Origin of the sequence: Thermopolyspora sp. NPDC052614, from assembly GCF_040678635.1 — a bacterium.
Classification (GTDB): Bacteria; Actinomycetota; Actinomycetes; order Streptosporangiales; family Streptosporangiaceae; genus Thermopolyspora.
Map to the genome: position 1 here is coordinate 369,324 of NZ_JBFATZ010000002.1, position 20,651 is coordinate 389,974.

Below are 20,651 nucleotides of genomic sequence, written 5' to 3' on the forward strand. Positions count from 1 at the left end.
CTTGTGTCCATTCTGAGAGGCCGCCGCGCCACCTTGCGGACGCCTCCGCTTCACCCCTCGCACACGCGAAAGTCTCGCCCCCATGGCGTCGTGCGCGCTCGCCCGGCCCAGCCCGGCCCGGCCATCGAGCGTCAGGTCGGCTGCCGATCGGCGGTCATGGGAGTGTCCTTGCGCCTCGCGGTGCCCCGGGCGGTGGCCGAGCCGCGGGAGGTCGCCAGCACGGAACCGCCCAGGATGAGCGCGAACGCGGCCACGATCGCCGGGGTGAGCGGTTCGCCGAGGAAGACGACGCCCGCGACGACCGCGACGGCCGGGTTGACGTAGGTGAACACGGTCGCCCGCGCCGGGCCCACCTCGCGGATGAGCTCGAAGAACACCAGGAACGCCAGGACGGTGCAGATCACGGCCAGGCCGCCGATCGCCGCCAGCGCCTGGCCGGAAGGCATCGCGGCGGGCCAGGTCAGGATCGCCGCAGGCGCGTAGACGAGCGCGGCGAGGGAGAGACAGGCGGCGGTCATCGGCATGCTCGGCACGTTCGCGAGTTTGCGGGCCGCCAGCAGCGGGGCGGTGGCGTAGCCGAGGGCGACGATGAACAACTCGACGATCGGCCAGAAGCCTCCGCCGGTGAGATGCGGCGCGGCCAGCAGCGCGACCCCGGCGAAGCCGACGAGCAGCCCGATCCACCGCAGCGGACCCAGCCGCTCCCGGTCACCGGCGATCTTCCCGACGACCACCGCGATGATCGGCACGGCGGCGACGAGCAGCCCGGCCATGGAACTGGACAGGTGGCGTTCGGCGTCGGTCAGCAGCAGCCACGGCACCATCATCTCGATGACGGCGAACAGCACCAGCGGCTTCCAGTGCCGTCGCAGCACGCCCAGCCCGCCCGCGCGCACGGCCAGCGGCATCAGGATCGCCGCGCCCACCGCGGTCCGGGCGAACACCAGCACCGGCGCCGACACCTCCTCGACGGCAACCTTGATCATCAGGTAGGGGATGCCCCAGATCACGCTCATCAGCGCGAACAGCACCCACCCTCGGCGGCTCACGGCTCACCCCCGCGTACCCGACGCCCCTCGGCCCCGCCCGTACGGCGAACCCCGCCGGGAACCATCGCGCGCGACCGGCCCGCCCCTGGGCGGCAAGCACACATGATCGACCCTTTCCCGTGCCATCGCCCGCCCGCGCCGCTCACCGAGGTGACCCCGCCGCTACACACCGGGCGAACTTCACTATCTGGTACATTCGGTACGAACAATGATTCACACCCCTCACCATCACAAGGGCCAAAAGTGAACAATTCACGATGTCCAATGCGTTCGCGCCAGGCCGGGCGCGAACGCGGACGACCGGATGCGGCACCCGCCCTTCGTGCACAGAACCGCACTGGACGCCTCCTGTCCGGGTAGGGGCCGGTAGGAGGACTCGTGACGGTTCCGAGCCGTTGAGACGGACGAGTCCGGGATGCGAGGAGGCATCATGCATCTCGTCGATCGCGAGTGCGTACGCAGGTTCTTGGAATCGCCGAATCCGGACGCCACGCTGGTGTTCGTCCGCGGGGACTGCGTCGTCCTGCCGGACGCCGAGATCGATGACGCGCACCGCGGCCTGGTCGTGGCGCGCCGCGCGGACCTCGACGCCCTGCTCGGCCGGGGCGCCCTCACCGACCAGCGACTCGACGAGGTGGCGCACCGGCTCGACAACGTGGTGCGCGACCTGGGGGCCTGAGCCCCGCCGGGTCACGACGACGGCGCCGCGGGATCGGCCGGCAGCCGCCGGGCGGCGAGACCGGCCCAGCCCAGGCCGAACGCCGTCAGCCACAGCACCCCGCCCGCCCCGAGACCGGCCGCGACGAGGCCCGCCGTACTGGGGATGAGCAATTGGCCTGTGCGGTTGCCGACCATGCGCAGCGACATGGCCCGCCCGCGCAGCCCCGGCGGGGCGGCCTCGGCGAGCCAGGCCATGGTGAGCGGCTGGCCGACGCCCAGGCCGAAGCCGATGACGAACATCAGGCAGCCCAGCGCCCACACCGGAAGCGGCAGCGGGGCCGCGAGCAGGGCCAGCGCGGCGGCCGCCGTACTGGCCACCAGGAGCCGACGCCGACCGGCCGCTTCGGCGAGGCGGCCGAGGAACAGCCGCGACCCCATCGACGCCACCCCCCGTACGGCCAGCAACCCCCCGATCGTGCCCGAGGCGAGACCGCGTTCGGTGCCGAGGGCGGGCAGGTAGACCAGGACGATGTCCACCGCCGCCAGCACCACGCAACTGGTGATCAGCGCGGATGCGATCCCGGGCGCGCGCACGATCGACCGCAGCCCGCCGGCGCCGGGCTCCCGCCGCTCGGCCGACCGGTCGGCGCGCGGCAGCAGCAGGGACAACCCGACCAGGACGGCGGCGAGCGCGATGCTCCACAGGAAGATGGGCCGGGTGTCGGGAATGGCGCGTTCCCCGCCGAAGGCCGCGATGAGCATGGGCCCGCCCACCTGGCCCAGCGAGGCCGCGAAGGTGTAGTGCCCGAAGGCGGTGGCGTATCCCCGCCGGTCGGTGGTGTTCGCCACCAGCGCCTGCTGCCCGACCACGCATCCGAGGTGCCCGACCCCGAACACCGCGCCCGCCGCCGCGAGCCCGCCGACGCTGCCGCCGAGCACCAGGAAGCCGACCCCGGACAGGGTCACGAGCGTGGCCCCGGCCGCCGCCACCCGCCACTCCCCGAACCGGTCGACCGCCTGGCCGACGGGCAGGGCGAGCACGAGCGGCGCGAAGGCGAAGCTGGCCGACAGGACCCCCAGCCAGGCCGTGGGGACGTTCAGTTCGAGCGCACGGTAGGACATGGTGGGGCGCACGATGAACGTCAGCGCCTGGATGAGCAGCGCGTGGGCCAGCAGTACACCTCGACGTCCTCCGAACATCCCGGAGATACGGGAGCCCGGCGGACGCACACCTCCAACCGCCACATCCACCCCTAACCAACACGTTCAGCTCTATAGCCTGACGTATCGCCCGGGGGCGATCTCGGCGGGGTCCGGCACGGGCCGCTGATCGGACGGATCTGTCTCGACAGGTGAGACGGGTTACAGGCGGCGGGCGGTCAGCGCGTGCCCCGCCCAGGTGATCGACAGCTCTTCGGGCATGGCCGGGTCGAGCGCCAGCTCCACCTCGCCCTTCATCCTGGTGAACAGCCGGGTCTCCGACAGGGCCCGCACCTCGGCCTTCTTCAGGCCCTGGACCTCGGCGTACAGGCGGCCGTCCTGCAGGGTAAGGGCGAGCACCGAGGTCCGGCCCGCGAAGGTGAGCCGATAGCGGCCCAGCCACGGCTCGACGCGCGCGTGGTCGATCGGCACGAAGGCGCGCTCCTCGGGAAGCGCGTAGGGCTCGCCCCGGGCGATGGCGGCCAGCGCGTCGCCGATCTCGCCGTACGGCGCGTTCTCGTAGTTCGACAACACCACGACGATCAGGCCGTCGGCGTACCGCACGGTCTGGCCGACGAAGCCGAACATGCCCCCGGAGACCTCCATCCGGTCCTCGCCGAGCACGCAACCGTATCCGTAGCCGCCCATCTCGAACCGGACGTGCGGGGTGAGCATGCGCTCCATCGCCCGGCGCGGCAGCAGGCGGCCCGCGTGCGTCCCCCACGCCCAGCGGTGCATGTCCTCCACCGTCGAGTACACCCCGCCCGCTGCGCCGAGCCAGAAGACGTCGACGTACGGCGCGCGGCTCACCCGGCCGTCGGCGCGCAGATAACCGGTGGCGATGCCGCGTACCACCTGGTCCCGCGATGGCATCAGGCTGCTCGTCATGCCGAGCGGAGCGAAGACCCGCCGCTTGAGGAAGTCGCGGTAGGACAGGCCCGACACCTTCTCGATCACCCTGCCGAGCAGGATCCAGCCGGAGTTGCTGTAGATCATCCGCTCGCCCGGCTGCGCCTCCAGCGGCAGGTCCCGGAAACGCCCGATCACCTCGTCCTCGGCGGCGGCCGAGCCGGCGAGCCGGGCGAACCAGGGGGTGCTGATGTAGTCCGGGATGCCGGAGGTGTTGGTCAGCAGGTGGTGCAGCGTGATCCGGTCGCCCTCCGGATGGTCGGACAGGTACGCGCCGAGCGGGTCGTCCACGCGCAACGCGCCGTCGTCCTCGAGGAGCAGAATCGCCATCGCGGTGAGCGCCTTGGTCTGGGACCCGATCGCGAAGAGGGTGCGCGGGGTGTTGGGCACGCCGTACTCGACGCTCGCGGGCTCATACCCCTTGCGGAACAGCACCTCCTCGTCGCGGGCGACCAGAACGGCTCCGCTGAATCGGCCGAGCCGTGCGTAGGCGGCCATTAGTTCGTGCATGCGCGCGGCGGGGCCGCGCCAGGGCGGCTGCATGCTTCACCTCCGATAGTCAACGTGGAATAACCAACATTGAAGATGGTGGTGGCTGCTATAGTCAAGCTTGAATATCGGCCGGGAGGGGGAGTCCTTGTCGTCCGCCGCGCGCCTGCTCGTGCTCGGCCTGCTGGAAGAGCGGCCCATGCACGGATACGAGATCCTGCAGCTCATCAACGAGGGCCGGCTCGACCGCTGGACGCCGGTGCAGCCCGGCTCGATCTACTACGCCCTCAACAAGCTGGAGCAGGACGGCCTCATCCGCACCGAGGCCGAGGAGCGCACGGGCGACCGCCTCAGGCGCGTCTACGCCACCACGGAGGCGGGCGGGCGGGAACTGCACCGGCTGCTGCTGAACGCGCTCGCCAGGCCGCCGCACTCCACCCGCAGCGAGATGGCGCTCGCCGCCGCCTGGCTGCACCTGCTGCCGCGTGACCAGGTGCTGGAACGAATCGGCGCGGCGCGTGAGGCCGTCCTCGCCGAACGGGCGGAGATCGCCCGGGGGCGTGCGGCCAAGGCCGGGCTGTCGCCGATCGCCGAGGCCCTGTTCGACAACGTCGAGGCGATTCTGGACGCCGACGAGAAACTCCTGGACCGCCTCCGCGATCTGCTCCAGGTCGGCTGAGCCGAACGGGTCAGAACGGATCGATCCGGTGCGTGGCATCCGGTCGATGGCGTGCGGCTGGGGCTCTGCGGATCAGCCGCCTTGCGACGTCCGGCTCCGTGCCGGCGTCGCGGCAGCCGGTCGCCGCGACCCGGCAAGAGTCTTGACTCCGCTCCTGACAACCTCGTGTAAGGGGGTCGCGTACACCCCTGCGCGCCCCGGATCCGCGTCCGATTCGTTCTCGAAGACCTCGGCCTCGGAATCGGATTCTGGGAAATATGTGCGGAAAGTTGATTGTTGTCGGTGATTGAGTCGTCACGCGATGGCGAAAAGCGGGACGTGAACATACTCGAGGAGAACGAGGAGCAAAAGGTTTCGGAGCGAGACGAGTGGGGTCGGCGGAGGTCCTTGTTGCCCGTGGGAAGCCAGGGGTGACCTCGGACACAGGCTCGGAAAAAATATCGCCGAGATTACTCGAAGCCCGTGAACCGAAAAGCCCTGACAATCGTTTGACTATTGACCTGACTTTTAGTCAAATAGAAGGGTGCGGCCTGTCAGGAACGCCCGGCCCCGCTCATGTGGGCCAGGCGGGGCGGCCCATGTGACTGGAGGTTCGCGAGATGGGCGATCACATTGACGGGCGGCCCGCTGGCCTTGTCCCGGCCTCGTACGAATCCGTCGCTTTCGGCGGTGCGGTCAGACGCGGAGTCAGGAGCGCCCGCGGCCGTCGCGACACCCATGCCGGAGCCCGCACCGCCGCCCGTCTCGACGCCTGCGTCGAATCCCGTATCGAGCCCCGTATCGATGTCCGTGTCGACGCCCGTCTCGACACCTGCGCCATCGCCCGTGGTGGTGACGCCCGCGGCGGCGATGCCCGCATCGACGGCCCTGCCGGCGGCCGTACCGGCACTCGCGCCGATGCCCGTGCCGCCTCTCCCGCCTCTCCCGCCGACGCTCCTGGCGACCCTGGCGACCCTGGCGACACGGCTGGGTGGTGCACGGTGACGGCGATTCCGGACACACCGCGCCCCACCCCCCGCCGCACCGCGTTGTCGCACACGTTCCGCCTCGACCCGGACCTCCGCTCGGTGGCGATCGCCCGCCGGCACGTGTCCGCGGTCGTCGCCGAGTGGGGCACCGCGATCGACGTCGACACCGCGATCCTGCTCACCAGCGAGCTGGTCGCCAACGCGGTGATCCACGCGAGCGTCCCCGGCGAGCCGGTTTGGCTGGCGATCATCTGCTGCGGGGACCACCTCCGCGTCGAGGTGCACGACCCGGCCGGGCACGACGTCGAGTGCAAGTGCCTGACGATGGACGGCGAATCCGGGCGCGGCCTGGCGATCGTGGCGGCGCTGGCCGACTACTGGGGCTGGGAGCCGACGGCTTGGGGCAAGAACGTGTACTTCCACCTCTCCGCCGCGACGGCCGCCCAGGCGGCATAGCGTCAGGGATTTCCGGTGACTGCGGCGCTCGCCCGGGCCAAATGGCGTGGGTGGTTCGCGGCGACGCAACGCCCGCTCAGGCGGCATGGCGCCAGCGGTTCTCGGAGAATGCGGCGTTTGCCCAGATCATGTGGCGTCGGTGGTTCGCGGCAACCCGCCTCAAGCGGTATATCGTGGGCGATTCCCTGGCATACCAGAACCATTTCGCCGACGCGACGCGGAGAACGGGCGGAATGTCTTCGACGGACATCCCTGCCGCCGCGTGAAGGTGTGAGCCCCGATGGCAGGCGGCGCTCCCCGAATAAGGCCCCCCTGAATAAGCCCTCCGCCGTTCCGGCCCTCGCCGCCGCACACGCCAGCGCCTCCCGGCGACCGACGAACAGGAGCGTCTACTCCAGATGATGCGAGAGTTCCGACGACGCCCCGACGTTGAGCCTGATCTCGGTGGTGTCGTCGTCCTCGCGCAGATCGCCCACCTGCACCACGTCCGCCACCACACACGTGATGTTGTCCGGCCCGCCCGCGTCGTTCGCCATCTCGATGAGGCGCCACACCAACTCCTTCAGATCGGAGATGGTGGTCATCGCCTCGTACAGCGCCTCCGGCCCGACCACGCCGGTCAGCCCGTCGGAGCACAGCAGGTACCGGTCCCCGGCCTTGGCCTCCCGCAGCGACAGGTCGGGCTCGACGTTCCCGCTGCTCTCCAGCGCCCGCAGCAGCATCGACCGCCGGGCGTGCACGGCCGCCTGCTCGGGGGTGAGGCGGCCCTCGTCCACCAGGGACTGCACCAGCGTGTGGTCCTGCGTGATCTGGTAAAGAACATTCCCCCGAAGCAGATAAGCGCGAGAATCTCCCACGTGGGCCAGCGCGAACCGGGTACCGTCCCAGAGCATGGCGGTGAGCGTTGTGCCCATGCCCTTCAGCGACGGGTCGCGCCCGGTCATCTCGCGCAGCCGTACGTTGGCCTCCTTGACCGCCGCCTCGACGGCGGCGACGAGGTCGATGCCCTCCGGCCCGTGGTCGGGAAGGGTGTCGTCGAGCGCGGCCATCGCCGCGATGGCGACGGAACTCGCCACTTCCCCGTGGCCGTGCCCGCCCATACCATCGGCGACGGCGAGCAAGCGCGAGCTGGCGTACGCCGAGTCCTCGTTCTGTTCGCGTCGGCGACCCACGTCAGAGCCGGCGGCGTAACGAAGGGCGAATCGCGCTGTCTCTGCCATGAGGGCAGTAAATCATCGGTTGAGGCACTTCACAAGTAGTCCGCTGTAGACCATTAAACTTCTGTGAACTAGTCTGGCTGCGGACAGGGTCGGCGGACGCGGCACGCCCATGCGGCGTGACCCGCACGGCCATCGCCCCGCGCCCCGGCCCGCCCACCGTACAAGCGGGGGCGAGGGCCCTGCGAACGGCGCGTACGGCGCGACTGGCAGAGGAGATCGACGATGAAGGACGACGCTACCGTGAACGCGGGCGACATCGCCCGTCTCGCCGGCGTCGGACGGGCGGCGGTGAGCAACTGGCGCCGCCGCTACGTCGACTTCCCCCAGCCAGTCGGCGGCACGTCCTCCAGCCCACTGTTCTCCCTCGACGAGGTCGAGGAGTGGCTGCGCCGCAACGGCAAGGTGTACGACGTGTCCCTCGCCGACCGGGTCTGGCAGGGGCTGCGCGGCCTCGACGACGATCTGCGCCTGGGGGAGACGGTCGCCTGGGCGGGCACGTTCCTGCTCTTCCTCCGCCGCGACCCCGCCGCCTGGCGCGACCTGGAGCCCCGAGCCGACCTCGCCGACCGCCTGCCCGCCGCGGTCGAGGCCGCCACCGGCGACCTGCCGGGCGAGCCGGGCCGGCCCATCGGCGACCCCGCGCTGATCCGGTCGATCGCGGAGCTGGCGAGGGAGAAGGGCCCGGCCGAGGCCTTCGAGTACCTGTGCGAACGCTACGTCGAAACCCACTCGCGCCGCCTGTTCGTCACCCGCCCTGAGCTCGCCGACCTGCTGGCCCGGCTGGTCACGCCGGACGGCGGCACCGTCTTCGACCCGGCCTGCGGCGTCGGCACCCTGCTGCTCGCCGCCCACCGCCGCGCCCCCGGTCGCCTGCGCCTGGTCGGCCAGGAGGTCGGCACGGCCGTCGCCCGGATCGCCGCCGCGCGGCTGCTGCTGGGCGGCGCGTCCGGCAGGGTCGCCGCCGGCGACTCGCTGCGCCAGGACGGCTTCGGCGGCGAACGCGCCGACGCGGTCGTCTGCGACCCGCCCTTCAACGAGCGCGCCTGGGGCTACGAGGAGCTGACCGGCGACCCCCGATGGGAGTACGGCCTGCCCCCGCGCGGCGAGTCCGAGCTCGCCTGGGTGCAGCACTGCCTGGCGCACGTCCGGCCCGGCGGCCTGGTCGCCATCCTGATGCCCGGCGCCGCGGCCGGCCGCCGCGCCGGCCGCCGCATCCGGGCCAACCTGCTGCGCGCGGGCACCCTGCGCATGGTCGCCACCCTGCTGCCCGGCGGCCCCGACCTGTGGCTGCTGCGCCGCCCCGACGTCGGCGAGCGCCCGCCGTCCCAGATCCTCATCGCCGACGCGTCCGAGGACCTCGCCGTCGTCGAACGCGCCTGGGCCGCCTGCCGCGACGACCCCGACGCCGAAGCGCCGCCGGGCTGCCGGGCCGTACGGATCATCGACCTGCTCGACGACGAGGTGGACCTCAGCCCCGGCCGGCACCGGCCCGCGTACGGCGGCGCGGACCTCGCCGCCGCGTTCTCCGCCGTCCGCGACCGGTTCCGCGAGGTGACCTCCGCGCTGCCGCACGGCGTGCCCGAGGTGGACGTGCTCGCCGACGCCCCCGCGCCCCTGCCCGCGACCACCGTGGGCGAGCTCGCCAAGGCCGGGCTGCTCACCATCCACCACGCGCCGCTGAAACTCGCCACCGACGACGGCGAACTGCCCGTGCTGACCGCCGAGGACGTCGCGTACGGCACGCCGCCGTCGGGCCGCACCGCCCCCGAGGACGGCCTGGTCACCCTCGAACCCGACGACGTCGTCACCGGCTACGCCACCGGCGAGGTCACCGCCCGGGTCATCACCGAGGGCGGCGCCGTACTCGGCCCCCAGCTCAACCTCTACCGGGTGAACACCAAGCGCCTCGACCCGCACTTCCTCGCCGGCTTCCTGCGCTTCGCGAGCAACGCCCACCCGCCCCGCGGCCACTCCGGCTCCAGCCGCCTCGACGCCCGCCGCGCGCGCATTCCCCGCCTGCCGCTCGCCGATCAGCAGGCGTACGGCCGCGCCTTCCGGGAACTTGTGCTGTTGGAGGACACGTTGCGCGAGACGGCGGCACTCGGCGAACGGTTGATCCGGCTCGGCTTCGACGGGCTGTCCGTCGGCCACCTGCGACCACGTGGCTAAAGGTGTAACTTTTCCCGAGAGGTCACGGGGAGGGGCGGATGGTCATCGGCGACCGGTATGAGCTAGACGACTTCCCCCTAGGCCAGGGCGGCATGGGCGCCGTCTACGGCGGCCACGACAAGCACCTCGACCGCAAGGTGGCGGTGAAGTTCCTGCGCCTGCCCGGCGGCCCCGACGAGGAGCTGGAGCGCCGCTTCATCCGCGAGGCCCGCATCCTCGCCCGCCTCGAACACCCCGGAGCCCCCGTCCTGTACGACTTCGGCGCCCACGAGCAACGCCTGTTCCAGGTCATGCAGTTCATCGAGGGCGTCACCGTCGCCGACCTGGTCAGCGAACACGGCCCCCTCCCCGTCCCCTGGGCCGCCGCCATCGCCGCCCAGGCCTGCGCCGTCCTGTCCGCCGCCCACGCCCTGTCCATCTGCCACCGCGACCTCAAGCCCACCAACCTGATGCTCTGCCCCGACGGCAGCGTCAAGGTCCTCGACTTCGGCCTCGCCCTCCTCCGCGACGCCGACGTCGCCCAGTTCACCCGCACCGGCCAGCTCCTCGGCACCCCCGCGTACATGTCGCCCGAGCAGATCCAACGCGGCCAGGCCGGCGCCCAGAGCGACCTGTACTCCCTCGGCTGCGTCCTGCACGAGATGCTCACCGGCAAGCAGCTGTTCACCGGCCCCACCGAGTACGCCGTCTTCGAGAAGCAGGTCAAGGAACGCCCCCCGTCCGTCCCCGGCGTCCCCGCCGAACTCGCCCGCCTCATCGACGAGCTCCTCGAGAAGAAACCCGAGGCCCGCCCCCCGGACGCCAACGCCCTCTACGAGCGCCTCCAGCCCTTCGCCGTCGACCTCCCCATGCTCCCCGGCTTCCTCCACCCGCCAACGGTCCCCAGCCCCGGCCGCATGTACGCCCGCATGGTAGGCCGCGTCCTCTGCTGACCGTCCATCGCTGATCGTCCTCCGCTGGCCGGTCTCGGCCCATCCGCCCGCCGCTTGAACCTGGTCTCCACAGCAGTCCGTGTCAGGGAAATCACCAATGTGATGGCGATCGCAGGCGACATGCTGAGCGGGTTCGGTGCTACCGGAGTACTACCATGAATGGGTGACGGTGAAAATCTCGATCAGCCTGCCTGATCAGGTGCACGCCCTGGCTGAGCGCGCCGTGGCCGCCGGGCGTGCGCCAAGCCTGTCCGCCCTCGTCGCAGAGGCGATCACCCTCTGCTATGACCCAACCGGCCTGCGTACCCTCCTCGATCAACTCGACGCCGAGTTCGGGCCCGTGAGCGACGAGGTCAAGCAGGAGGTCGATGCCGAACTCGACGCGATCTTCGGCCCGGACACCACGGCTACGCCGGACGCGGCCGCGTGACCAAGCGTGGGCTGACGCTGGACAGCGGGGCGCTGATCGCGTTGGAGCGCGGGGATCCACGCATGCGACACATCCTTGATCGGGCGGAACGGCGGGGCATCCCGGTCGCGCTGCCCGTCAGCGTCCTGGCGCAATGCTGGCGAGGCACCCCTCGACAGGCGCAGTTGGCCCGCTACCTGCTCTCCGATACCGAGCACGTCGAGATCGTCGACCTGGAACAGTCGTCCGCTCTGAGGATCGGCTTGCTCGCAGGACGCTCGGGCCACTGCGATGTGGTCGACCTCCACGTCGCGGTGTGCGCCCGCGACCGAGGGCACGCGGTCGTCACGAGTGACCGGCAGGACATCGCCAAGGTCGATCCGAAGCTACAGATCATCGACGTGTGACGACGCAGAACTCGATCACCCGAGCCCTGACGGCCGTTCCGGGAACCACGCGACGGAGGCCGGCCGGAACAGCCGCCCGCCGGGCCGGTTCACCTTGTGGGAACGGCTCGGCCGGGTCGGCTGCGCTCGGGGGTCGGCCGCCGCGCGACATCCGCGGGTTCAGGACGTCGCGGTCGCGGCGGGGAAGACGCCCTGGGTGGCCTGGCGCAGGTACGCCAGGGTGTCGGCGGCGGCGTCGAGGGCCTGCCGTACCGGGGCGAGGAGGACGCCGTCGTGCTTGAGGAGACGGCCCTCGACCATGACGGTGCGGACCAGGCCCGGGTGGGCGGCCAGGACCGTGGCGGCGGTGGGCTCGACGACCGGGGCGGTGGCGACCGTGTCGGCCGCCACGACGATGAGGTCGGCGCTCTTGCCCGGGGTGATGCTGCCGGTCCGGTCGTTCAAGCCGGCCACGGCGGCACCGCCGATGGTCGCCATGGCGAGCAGGTCACGCGCGGACAGCGGCTCAGGATGCCCGGCCTGGCGGTGCTGGGCGAGGGCCGCGCGCATCTGCGTGAACAGGTCGCCGGAGGTGGCGATCTCGGTGTCGACGCTCAGGCCGGTCACCACACCGGCCGCCTTGAGACGTCCGGTCGCCGGGGTTCCCAGACCGGACATGGTCATCTCGATCAGGGGCGAAACGCTGGCCGTCACGCCCAGGTCGGCGGCGAGCTTCAATTCGTCGTCGCCGCAGCCACAGGCGTGCACGAGGGTGACGGTCTCGTCGAGCACGCCGATCTCGTGCAGGGCGCGGACACCGCCCTCATTGCTCAGGTGCATGGTGGTACGCAGGCCGAGTTCCCGGGCGAGGTCCAGATCCCGCTTGACGGCGGACATCCGGCACATCTCGGGGCCGCGTGCCGCCAGCGCCATCGTCACCCGCGCGTTGTCATCGGCCAGCTCCGCCCGAACCCGCCGGATGTCACCCGGCAGTTCGGCTTCGCTGTCCATGACCCAGCGCAGCGGATCGACCTGCGGCCATCCGTAGGCGAAGACTCCACGCATCCCGCTCTCGCGGAGCGCGGCGACCGCCGCGTCCGAGTGCTCGGGCGTGTTCTGAATGTGCGCCCAGTCGACGAGGGTCGTGATGCCCGAGTCGATCGCGCCGAGCGCGCCGAGGAGCGTGGCGGCGTGCACGTCAGCCGGGCGCATCGCCGGGCCGAGCTGCAGGAACGCGGCCTGAAGGTAGTCCATCAGGTTCAAATCGAGCCCGAAGTGCCGCGTCGCGGACTGCCAGGTGTGGCGGTGAGTGTCGACGAGACCGGGCAGGACGACCGAGCCGGTGGCATCGACGACCTCCGCCGCCTGCGGAATCTCCCGATCCGCCGGCACGACATCCACGATGCGACCGGCACGCACCACCACGCTCGCTGGCCCGTCGGGAACCGCCGGGTCCATGGTGATGACGTGGCCACCGGTGATGATCAGGTCGTTCTGGGACATCTTTCCCCCTCGATTGCGAGTAGCGATGCCGTATTTCTCGCACGACCTGCTTGTGACGCACTCAACCCGCCGCCTTGAGTCGCTCACAAGCCGCACGGCACGCCTACCCCAACTGAAACCACACCACCGTGCTCCCGACCTCGTCCCGATGAAAGCCCCACCGAGCCGCCCCAGCGCGTTCACCAGATCCAGCCCCCTGCCGCCCACCTCGTCGTCGGCCGCGTTCCGCGGCCGCGGAATCTTCAACGACCCGCAGTCCCGCACCACCAGCACGCCGCCGTCGGCGAGCGACACCGAGACGTCGAACTCCCGCTCCACGGCGTGCCGTACGACGTTCCCGGCGAGCTCGCTGGTGAGGAGAACCGCGTCGTCCAGCCGGGGATGCCCGCTCCCGAGCAACTCGGCGACGAACGCTCGCGCGGGCTTGACCTGCGTCGCCGTCGCCTTGAACCGCCGGGTGAACACCGGGGCGGCCGACAGCACATCCAGCGCGAACAACTTCCAACGAGGATCCGACTCGTCCAGCCGCTTGGCGTCGCCGTACCTGCCGCGCAACAGCCCGGCGATCCCCCCGAACACGACCGCGATACCCCGGTAGGAGGCATCTATGTTGAGGCCGACGGGGTCGAGCAGCTTATTCTGAGATTTGACCGCATTCGTCGAGATTCGCTGGATTCGGCGGAATCCGTGGACCTCATCCGTGCGATTGCGGATGGACTGTAACCGGCCCCGACCGAGGCGGACACGATGTCTAGGACCGACATGCCCCCAGTGGCCTGGCACATCAGCAGCTTCAGCCCCAGCGGCGGCAGCAACTGCGTCGAAGCCGGTCCCGTGCTGGACGGGACGGGCCGTGTCGCCGTGCGCCACAGTCACCACCCTGACGGGCCCGTGATCGTCTACACCCGTGCCGAATGGGACGCCTTCCTGGCCGGCGTCCGCAACAACGAGTTCGACTTTCACGCGTAGACAGACCCCCACCGCCGAAAGCCGCGAGGCTCCTGCGCCAACTCCGTCGTCGTCGAGGTGATCCAGCCGTCGCAGCTCGCTGCGGTGGCGTCGTCGACATGGTCCGGCTTGTCAATGAAGCCGTGGCCGGGAGCCGATGGCATCCGCAGGGCGGTGTCGCCATGTCTCGGATCGGCATCACATGGTCACGATGACCGCTGTCGGCGTGCAGGTGCGCCGATGCGGCCACCCCGTTCCTCGGAGAAGGGACCTGTGCAAGGCATCCAGGAGGAGGGCAGACCGAATCTGTCGCGCGTCCAGGTTGCGGGCGAGGAGGCGGCGTTTAGGCAACCACTAGCATGGCCGCCTGAGAGGGTTGCCGTATGTCCGGAGGGCATCTGCACAAGGCAGAGGTGGACGGGAGGGGGAGGCGCTGACATGGCGGGAACGGTCCGGCAGGGCATCGACAGCATCCAACCCCAGGAACTGGTGCGGCTCGCGAAAACAGGGAGGCTTCGGATTCCTCCCTTCCAGCGCCCCTACCAGTGGGATCGCAACGATGTCATCCGACTGTTCGACAGCATCGTGCGTGGCTACCCGATTGGGAGCCTGGTGTTTTGGCAACGTCCGGCTGCTGCCGGGAGAGTCGTGATCGGGCATCTCGTCATCGAGGCACCCTCCGTGGGCAACGCGTACTGGATGGTCGACGGTCAGCAGCGCACCATCAGCCTCATCGGCGCGTTGACAGCGACAGAGGAGACAGTTGATCCGCGTTTCCGGATATATTTTGACTTAGCGCTTGGCGAATTCATTTCGCTGCCGCGTCGGGTCCATCCCGAGGGCGAGCACCTGCCCATGAGGCTTGTTCTCGATACTGCCGGGCTGAACTCATGGTTGCGCTCTCGGCCCTATCTGAGTGAGGCGCACATTGCGGCGGCCGATCGAGTGGTGGCCGCCATCCGCGACTACGCGATCCCCATGATCGTCATTACGGGGGATGACGTCAAGATAGTGCATGAGGTCTTCAATCGGATAAACACCTCTGGGAAACCGCTGACGGGCGTGGAGGTGTTTCGCGCGCTGCGTGTGCGGCCGGACGACCAGAAGCCAAGCGACTTGCGCGCGCTCGCTGACGAGATCGGGACGTTCGGGTACGGCCCGGTATCCGAGCAGGTCGTGACGCGTAGCCTCCAAGCGATCCGGGATCCGCAGGTGGACCGCGATTTTCGCGAGGAGTTCAAGGGCCATGAGGAGCGGCGTCGTTCGTTGGCCACCACCGAATCGGCACTCGGGCATGTCATCGATTTCCTCCGTGACGAAGCGCACATACCGCACATCACATTGGTCCCTCACGTCACGCCATGTCTCCCGGTGCTCAGCAGGTTTATGGCGATATTCGGCCCGCCGAAGGGCCGAGTCGCCGAGCTCCTTCGCAGGTGGATCTGGCGAAGCGCGGTTCTCGGCTTCGGACCGCAGGATGACACGATCGCTCTGCGGCGGGCGGCGAGCGTCGTCCATACCGACGCGATCGGAAGTGCTCAGCGGCTTCTGCAACTTCTGCCCCCGCCGACTCCGTGGGCGCCCGACCTCTCTCAGACCCATCTCGGCAATGCGCAGGCGAAGCTCAATATTCTGGGGTTGCTGTCTCGAAATCCCCGGCTTCTGTCGCCCAATCAGATCGCCGAGCCGATCGATCCCGTTCGACTACTCGAAGCCGGGACCCCTCTGGCTCCGATCCTGGATGAATACAGTGGTCTTGGTGGAGGCATCGCCAATCGCATGGTCCATCCACTAGGAGAGTCCACCGCCCTGTATTTGATATTGATTCAGTTCGAATACGACGAGCGGGTGCTGAGCAGTCACTGCATTGACGAGAAGGCGATGAGCCTGCTGCTGACCTCACAGTGGTCCCAGTTTCTGGAGAGGCGTGCCGCGATCACCACTCAGGTCATCGCCGATCATGTTCAGAGTCACGCGCTGTTTGGGTTTCGTGACGGACCGGATGTGACCGCTCTATTCGATGAGGATGGCGAGTTTGACTAACAGGGCGACCGCCGGGGTCTTCCTCGGGAATCGCCGAGTGGGCACGCTCGGTTATCTCGACGGCAACACCTGGTTCGACTACGAGGATTTCGACCCCGAGCATCCTGTCCTCGGACAGGGCTTCGAGGTGAATCCGGAGAAGCGGAGGACCGCGAGCGGTTCGGTTCCGCAGTGGTTCGCCAACCTGCTCCCCGAGCCTGGCAGCGGGCTGCGAAGCCTCATCGGGAGGCAACTGGGCCGCTCGAATCCGCACGACTTCCAGGTCCTCCTGTTCATCGGCGAGGACCTGCCCGGCGCCGTTCGAGTGGTCCCGGAGTCCGACGTCACCGGAATTCCGGAACTGGCTAAAGGGACAGAACGCGAGAGCATTGGGAAGGTGCGGTTTTCGCTCGCCGGTGTGCAGGCGAAGTTCTCCATGCGCTGGGAAGGGAAGGGGCTCGTCCTCCCCATGTCGGGACAGGGCGGGGACTGGATCGTGAAGCTCCCCGACCGCCGATTCCCCGAGGTACCGGTCAACGAATACGTGATGCTGAGCTGGGCCAAACTCGTCGGTATCGAGGTGCCCGATATCAGGCTCCTGCCCGGAGCCGATCTCTCGGGTCTGCCCGAGGGATTGATCTCCGCCGAGGAGATGGCCTTCGCCGTCCGCCGTTTCGACCGATCCCCGGAGGGGCGCGTCCATCAGGAGGATTTCGCCCAGGTACGGGAGGTCTCCGTAGACACGAAGTACGAGAGGGCGACGTACACCGGGCTGGCCAGGTTCATCAAGGCCGTATGTCCTCAGGACATCGAAGAGTACCTGCGGAGACTGACCGCGATCGTGGTGATGGGCAACCTCGACGCGCATCTCAAAAACTGGACGCTGCGGTACGTCGACGGCCGTTCCGCCCGGCTTTCACCTGCCTATGACTTCGTCTCCGTCTCGTCCTATGACGAGTTCCGGGCGGAGGAACTGGCCTTCCCGGTCAACGGCGGGAAAATCGCGAAACTGGTCACGCTCGACAACTTCCGTAACCTCGCACGCCGGGCGGAACTGGACACGGACCAGGTCGCGAGGGTGGTCAAGGAGACCGTCGCGGCGCTGGTCGATACCTGGCCACAGGTTAAGCGCGAGCTGCCCGTGCCGTCCTTTGTGAGGTCCCATATGGACAAGCGTCTCGGGTCTCTGCCGTTGATCAGGATCCGCCGCTGACAGGTGTCCCTGGCCGTTCACCGTCGGGTTGTACGTGCCGGTGGCTCGGATACCACTGTGGGTGTATGGCCCGAACGCTCGGGATATGTGGACAATACGGACACGATGCGGCGTATGTGGAGGGTGTCGAGGGGAACGATGGTGTCGCTTGCCGTCGTGGGGGTCACGGCGGTGGCGATGGTCGTGATGTGGCTGATTCGGGCCGACGTGCGGGTCGATGCCCTCGATGTGGTGTTGCCGGTCGTCGCCATGATGGGGGTACTGCTGCGGGAGCGGTGGCCGGTGGTGGCGCTGGTGGTGGCGACGGGGGCGACGCTCGCCTACTATCCGTTGTCGTCGCTCGACGGGCCGATCATCTTTTTGCCGTTCGTGGCGCTGTTCACGGCCGCCGATCGGGGGCATCTGGCGGCGGCGATCGTCACGGGGGCGACGGCGGTGCTGGCGATGGGGCTGGGGGAGACCGGCGACGTCAGGCATGTGGATGACAGCGCGTTCGCGATGATCGCCGGGTGGGTGGTGGCGGCGATCGCGGGTGGGAGCGTGAGCCGTAACCGGCGCGCCTATCTGCAGGAGGCCGAGCGGCGGGTGCGGGAGGCCGAGCAGGGGAGGGAGGCGGAGGCGCGGCGGCGGGCAGGGGAGGAGCGGCTGCGCATCGCCAGGGAACTGCACGATGTGCTCGGGCACAACGTGTCCATGATCAATGTGCAGGCGTCGGCGGCGCTGCACGGGCTGAAGAAGCGGCCGGAGGACGCCGAGGCGGCGTTGCGGGCGATCAAGGAGACCAGCAAGGAGACGTTGCGCGAGCTGCGTACCACGCTGGGGGTTTTGCGGCAGGTGGATGAGGACGCGCCCACTGCGCCCGCGGACAGCCTGGCGCGGGTGGACGCGCTGGTGGAGGCGTCTGGGCTGGCGGTGCGGACCGAGGTGTTGGGGGACCTGGATCGGGTGCCCGTCGAGGTGGATTTGGCCGCGACCAGGATCATCCGGGAGGCGTTGACGAACGTCTCCCGGCATTCCGGCACTGATGCGGCGACGCTCACCATTGCCAACAAAGCTGGAAATATCCTGATCGAGGTGGAAGATGACGGGCCGGGGGCCGCGTTCACCGAGGGCAGCGGCTTCGGGCTGCGCGGCATGCGCGAGCGGGCCGAGGCGCTCGGCGGCAGGCTGGAGGCCGGGCCACGGCCCGGGGGCGGGTTTCGGGTCGCCGCCGAACTACCGCTGAACGGAGTTTCATGATCCGCGTGCTGCTCGCCGACGACCAGACGCTCGTCCGGGCCGGATTCCGCTCCATTCTCAACGACGAGGACGACATCGAGGTGGTGGCCGAGGCCGCCAACGGCGTCGAGGCGGTCGCGAAGGCCCGCGAGACGCTGCCCGACGTGGTGTTGATGGACATCCGCATGCCGGAGCTCGACGGCCTGGAGGCCACCCGGCGGATCATCGGCGATTCCCGGCTCGACGCCGTCAAGGTGATCATTCTGACCACCTTTGACCTGGACGACTACGTGTACGGCGCGCTGCGCGCGGGCGCGGGCGGCTTCCTGGTGAAGGACACCGAGCCCGACGAGCTGATCCACGCGGTCCGGGTCGTGGCGAGAGGCGACGCGCTCATCTCTCCCTCGGTGACGCGCCGCCTGATCGCCGAGTTCGCCGGCCGGGTGAAGCGGCCCGAGCCCGGCCCGGAGTTCAACGCCCTCACCGAACGGGAGCGGGAGGTCCTGGCGCTGGTGGCGGGCGGCCTGTCCAACGACGAGATCGCGGCCAAACTGGTGGTCAGCCCGGCGACCGTCAAGACCCACGTCAGCCGGATCATGACGAAACTGCGCGCCCGGGACCGCGCCCAGCTCGTGGTCCTCGCCTACGAGGGGGCGATCATCACGCCGGGCTGGCTCACCTCCTGAAGGCGTCCGCCGGGACCGTAGGCGAAGAGCGTACGCGGGCGAGCAGACGCACCCGCCCACGATCGACATCGGCGATCTGCCCCCGGGCTCGGCGACGCCCGGGCCCGACGCCGAAACGGCCGCGGGCCTGGCCTGCGGATGGGTCTCCTTCGACCGGTCTACATCCTGGGCGGTACGCCAGGAGGCACATGCCGACCGAGGGAAGTACGCCACATTCCTTCCCTGGGCCGACGCGCGGCGACCGACATTCCCGAATCCTGTTCGACATGGACACCGTCGACCTCGCCCGCCTGCAGTTCGCGCTCACGGCGGGTGCGCACTTCCTGTTCGTCGCGCTGACGCTCGGCCTGGCGACGCTGGTGGCCGTCATCCAGACGCGGGCCACACTCGGCCGCAGCACGATACATATGCGGATGACCCGCTTCTGGGGACAGCTCTACATCATCAACTACGCGATGGGCATCGTCACCGGCCTGGTCATGGAGTTCCAGCTCGGGCTGTCGTGGAGCGGACTGACCGATTTCGCGGGCAACGCGTTCGGGTCCGCGCTGGCGCTGGAGACGGTGGTCGCGTTCTTCGTCGAGTCCACCTTCCTCGGGCTGTGGATCTTCGGCTGGGAGCGGCTGAACCGGTGGGCGCACCTGTCGCTCATCTGGATCGTCACGCTGACCGCGTACGCCTCGGCGTTCTGGGTCATGGTCTCCAACGGTTTCCTGCAGAACCCGGTGGGCTACCGCAGTGAGGGCGGCGTGCTGCACGTCGTCGACTTCGGGGCGATGGTGGCGAATCCGGCGGGGCTGGTGGCGTTCGCGCACATTCTGAGCGGGGCGCTGGTGGCCGGAGGGTTCGTCATGGCCGGGGTGAGCGCCTACCACCTGCGCAGACGTACCACCGAGCAGGACTTCTTCCGCAAGTCGCTGCGCCTCGGGGTGGGGGTGTCGCTGCCGGCCCTCGTGCTGACCGGCACCTTCGGCGGCATCGGGTTCGACACCCTGCAGCCGGGAAAGGCCGCCGCGTTCACGGGGGACGCCGGGCGGATGGCCCAGGCGCAGGCCGAGATGACGGCGTTGCACGGGCCGGGCGACTACCTGCCGTCGGCGGGCTGGGTGCAAGGCGGCGGGATGACCATGTTGGTGGTGTTCGGGGTATTGCTCCTGCTGGCGGCGCTGAACGTGCTGCTGATGCTGTTCCGGCCGGTGGTGCGCGGGTTCCGGTTGTGGCACTGGACGATGACCGCGTCGATCCCGCTGCCGTTCGTCGCCATGCTGGGCGGCTGGATCTTCCGCGAGATGGGGCGGCAGCCGTGGGCCGTGTACGGGCTGCTGACGACGGCGGACGCGATGTCGCCGGTGACCGGCGGGCAGATGCTCTTCTCGCTGACCGCCTTCGTCGGCGTGTTCGCCGTACTCACCGTGATCAATTACTGGCTGCTGGCCCGGGCCGCCCGGCGCGGGCCGGACGGCGTGACCCTGGGCGGCGAGCGGCGGGCCGAGACGCCCGAGCGGCCCGACCCCGCCCTGACGTTCTGAGGAGCA

18 protein-coding genes are annotated in these 20,651 nt (G+C 69.5%); 13 read left to right on the forward strand and 5 right to left on the reverse strand.

The window, feature by feature from the left end:
• Positions 1-131: 131 nt before the first annotated feature.
• Positions 132-1,049, reverse strand: coding sequence for an EamA family transporter (locus AB0K60_RS05115; protein WP_364048757.1), 918 nt, complete (start codon positions 1,047-1,049; stop codon positions 132-134).
• A 430-nt stretch (positions 1,050-1,479) separates the two neighbouring features.
• On the opposite strand from AB0K60_RS05115, the gene AB0K60_RS05120 reads away from it, so the two are divergent.
• Positions 1,480-1,728: a hypothetical protein gene (locus AB0K60_RS05120; protein ID WP_364048759.1), complete on the forward strand. Its 249-nt coding sequence runs from the start codon at positions 1,480-1,482 to the stop codon at positions 1,726-1,728.
• Positions 1,729-1,739: 11 nt separating this feature from the next.
• Here AB0K60_RS05120 and AB0K60_RS05125 read toward each other — a convergent pair whose 3' ends face one another.
• Positions 1,740-2,909, reverse strand: coding sequence for an MFS transporter (locus tag AB0K60_RS05125; protein ID WP_364048761.1), 1,170 nt, complete (start codon positions 2,907-2,909; stop codon positions 1,740-1,742).
• A gap of 162 nt (positions 2,910-3,071) precedes the next feature.
• Entirely contained in the window at positions 3,072-4,361 is a 1,290-nt protein-coding gene (locus AB0K60_RS05130) for a serine hydrolase domain-containing protein (protein ID WP_364048763.1), read from the reverse strand.
• A gap of 94 nt (positions 4,362-4,455) precedes the next feature.
• Between AB0K60_RS05130 and AB0K60_RS05135 the strand changes: the two genes are divergently transcribed.
• A complete protein-coding gene (locus AB0K60_RS05135) occupies positions 4,456-4,986 on the forward strand; it encodes a PadR family transcriptional regulator (RefSeq protein WP_364048765.1) in 531 nt (176 codons plus the stop codon).
• Positions 4,987-5,966: 980 nt separating this feature from the next.
• Positions 5,967-6,410, forward strand: a complete 444-nt coding sequence (locus tag AB0K60_RS05140; protein ID WP_364048767.1) for an ATP-binding protein — start codon at positions 5,967-5,969, stop codon at positions 6,408-6,410.
• A gap of 389 nt (positions 6,411-6,799) precedes the next feature.
• Here AB0K60_RS05140 and AB0K60_RS05145 read toward each other — a convergent pair whose 3' ends face one another.
• Positions 6,800-7,630 (reverse strand): protein phosphatase 2C domain-containing protein, encoded by an 831-nt coding sequence (locus tag AB0K60_RS05145; RefSeq protein WP_364048769.1) that lies wholly within the window; start codon positions 7,628-7,630, stop codon positions 6,800-6,802.
• 222 nt (positions 7,631-7,852) lie between these two features.
• On the opposite strand from AB0K60_RS05145, the gene AB0K60_RS05150 reads away from it, so the two are divergent.
• The 4 genes from AB0K60_RS05150 (at position 7,853) to AB0K60_RS05165 (ending at position 11,547) form a co-directional block, all read left to right on the forward strand.
• Positions 7,853-9,799: an N-6 DNA methylase gene (locus AB0K60_RS05150; RefSeq protein ID WP_364048771.1), complete on the forward strand. Its 1,947-nt coding sequence runs from the start codon at positions 7,853-7,855 to the stop codon at positions 9,797-9,799.
• Between the two features lie 38 nt (positions 9,800-9,837).
• Positions 9,838-10,731 carry a serine/threonine-protein kinase gene (locus tag AB0K60_RS05155; protein ID WP_364048773.1) on the forward strand — a complete coding sequence of 298 codons (894 nt, stop codon included), beginning with the start codon at positions 9,838-9,840 and terminating at the stop codon, positions 10,729-10,731.
• 163 nt (positions 10,732-10,894) lie between these two features.
• On the forward strand, positions 10,895-11,161 hold the full coding sequence (locus tag AB0K60_RS05160; protein ID WP_364048775.1) for a hypothetical protein: 267 nt from the start codon (positions 10,895-10,897) through the stop codon (positions 11,159-11,161).
• On the forward strand, positions 11,158-11,547 hold the full coding sequence (locus AB0K60_RS05165) for a PIN domain-containing protein (protein ID WP_364048777.1): 390 nt from the start codon (positions 11,158-11,160) through the stop codon (positions 11,545-11,547). Before AB0K60_RS05160 ends, AB0K60_RS05165 begins: the two co-directional genes overlap by 4 nt.
• Before the next feature lie 159 nt (positions 11,548-11,706).
• Here the strand turns inward: AB0K60_RS05165 and AB0K60_RS05170 are convergent, their stop codons facing one another.
• The gene (locus AB0K60_RS05170; protein ID WP_364048779.1) at positions 11,707-13,608 is read right to left on the reverse strand and encodes an amidohydrolase family protein; all 1,902 of its coding nucleotides are present in this window, start codon (positions 13,606-13,608) and stop codon (positions 11,707-11,709) included.
• A 168-nt stretch (positions 13,609-13,776) separates the two neighbouring features.
• Here AB0K60_RS05170 and AB0K60_RS05175 point away from each other — a divergent pair, with 168 nt between their 5' ends.
• From AB0K60_RS05175 to AB0K60_RS05200, 6 genes are all read left to right on the forward strand, one after another.
• The gene (locus AB0K60_RS05175) at positions 13,777-13,998 is read left to right on the forward strand and encodes a DUF397 domain-containing protein (RefSeq protein ID WP_364048781.1); all 222 of its coding nucleotides are present in this window, start codon (positions 13,777-13,779) and stop codon (positions 13,996-13,998) included.
• Positions 13,999-14,415: 417 nt separating this feature from the next.
• Positions 14,416-16,020 (forward strand): DUF262 domain-containing protein, encoded by a 1,605-nt coding sequence (locus tag AB0K60_RS05180; protein WP_364048783.1) that lies wholly within the window; start codon positions 14,416-14,418, stop codon positions 16,018-16,020.
• A complete protein-coding gene (locus AB0K60_RS05185) occupies positions 16,004-17,212 on the forward strand; it encodes a type II toxin-antitoxin system HipA family toxin (protein ID WP_364048785.1) in 1,209 nt (402 codons plus the stop codon). The genes AB0K60_RS05180 and AB0K60_RS05185 overlap by 17 nt, the downstream gene beginning before the upstream one ends.
• A 138-nt stretch (positions 17,213-17,350) precedes the next feature.
• Entirely contained in the window at positions 17,351-18,451 is a 1,101-nt protein-coding gene (locus tag AB0K60_RS05190) for a sensor histidine kinase (RefSeq protein WP_364048787.1), read from the forward strand.
• A complete protein-coding gene (locus tag AB0K60_RS05195) occupies positions 18,448-19,116 on the forward strand; it encodes a response regulator transcription factor (RefSeq protein WP_364048789.1) in 669 nt (222 codons plus the stop codon). Before AB0K60_RS05190 ends, AB0K60_RS05195 begins: the two co-directional genes overlap by 4 nt.
• A gap of 266 nt (positions 19,117-19,382) precedes the next feature.
• On the forward strand, positions 19,383-20,645 hold the full coding sequence (locus tag AB0K60_RS05200; protein ID WP_364048791.1) for a cytochrome ubiquinol oxidase subunit I: 1,263 nt from the start codon (positions 19,383-19,385) through the stop codon (positions 20,643-20,645).
• The last annotated feature ends 6 nt before the right edge of the window (positions 20,646-20,651 follow it).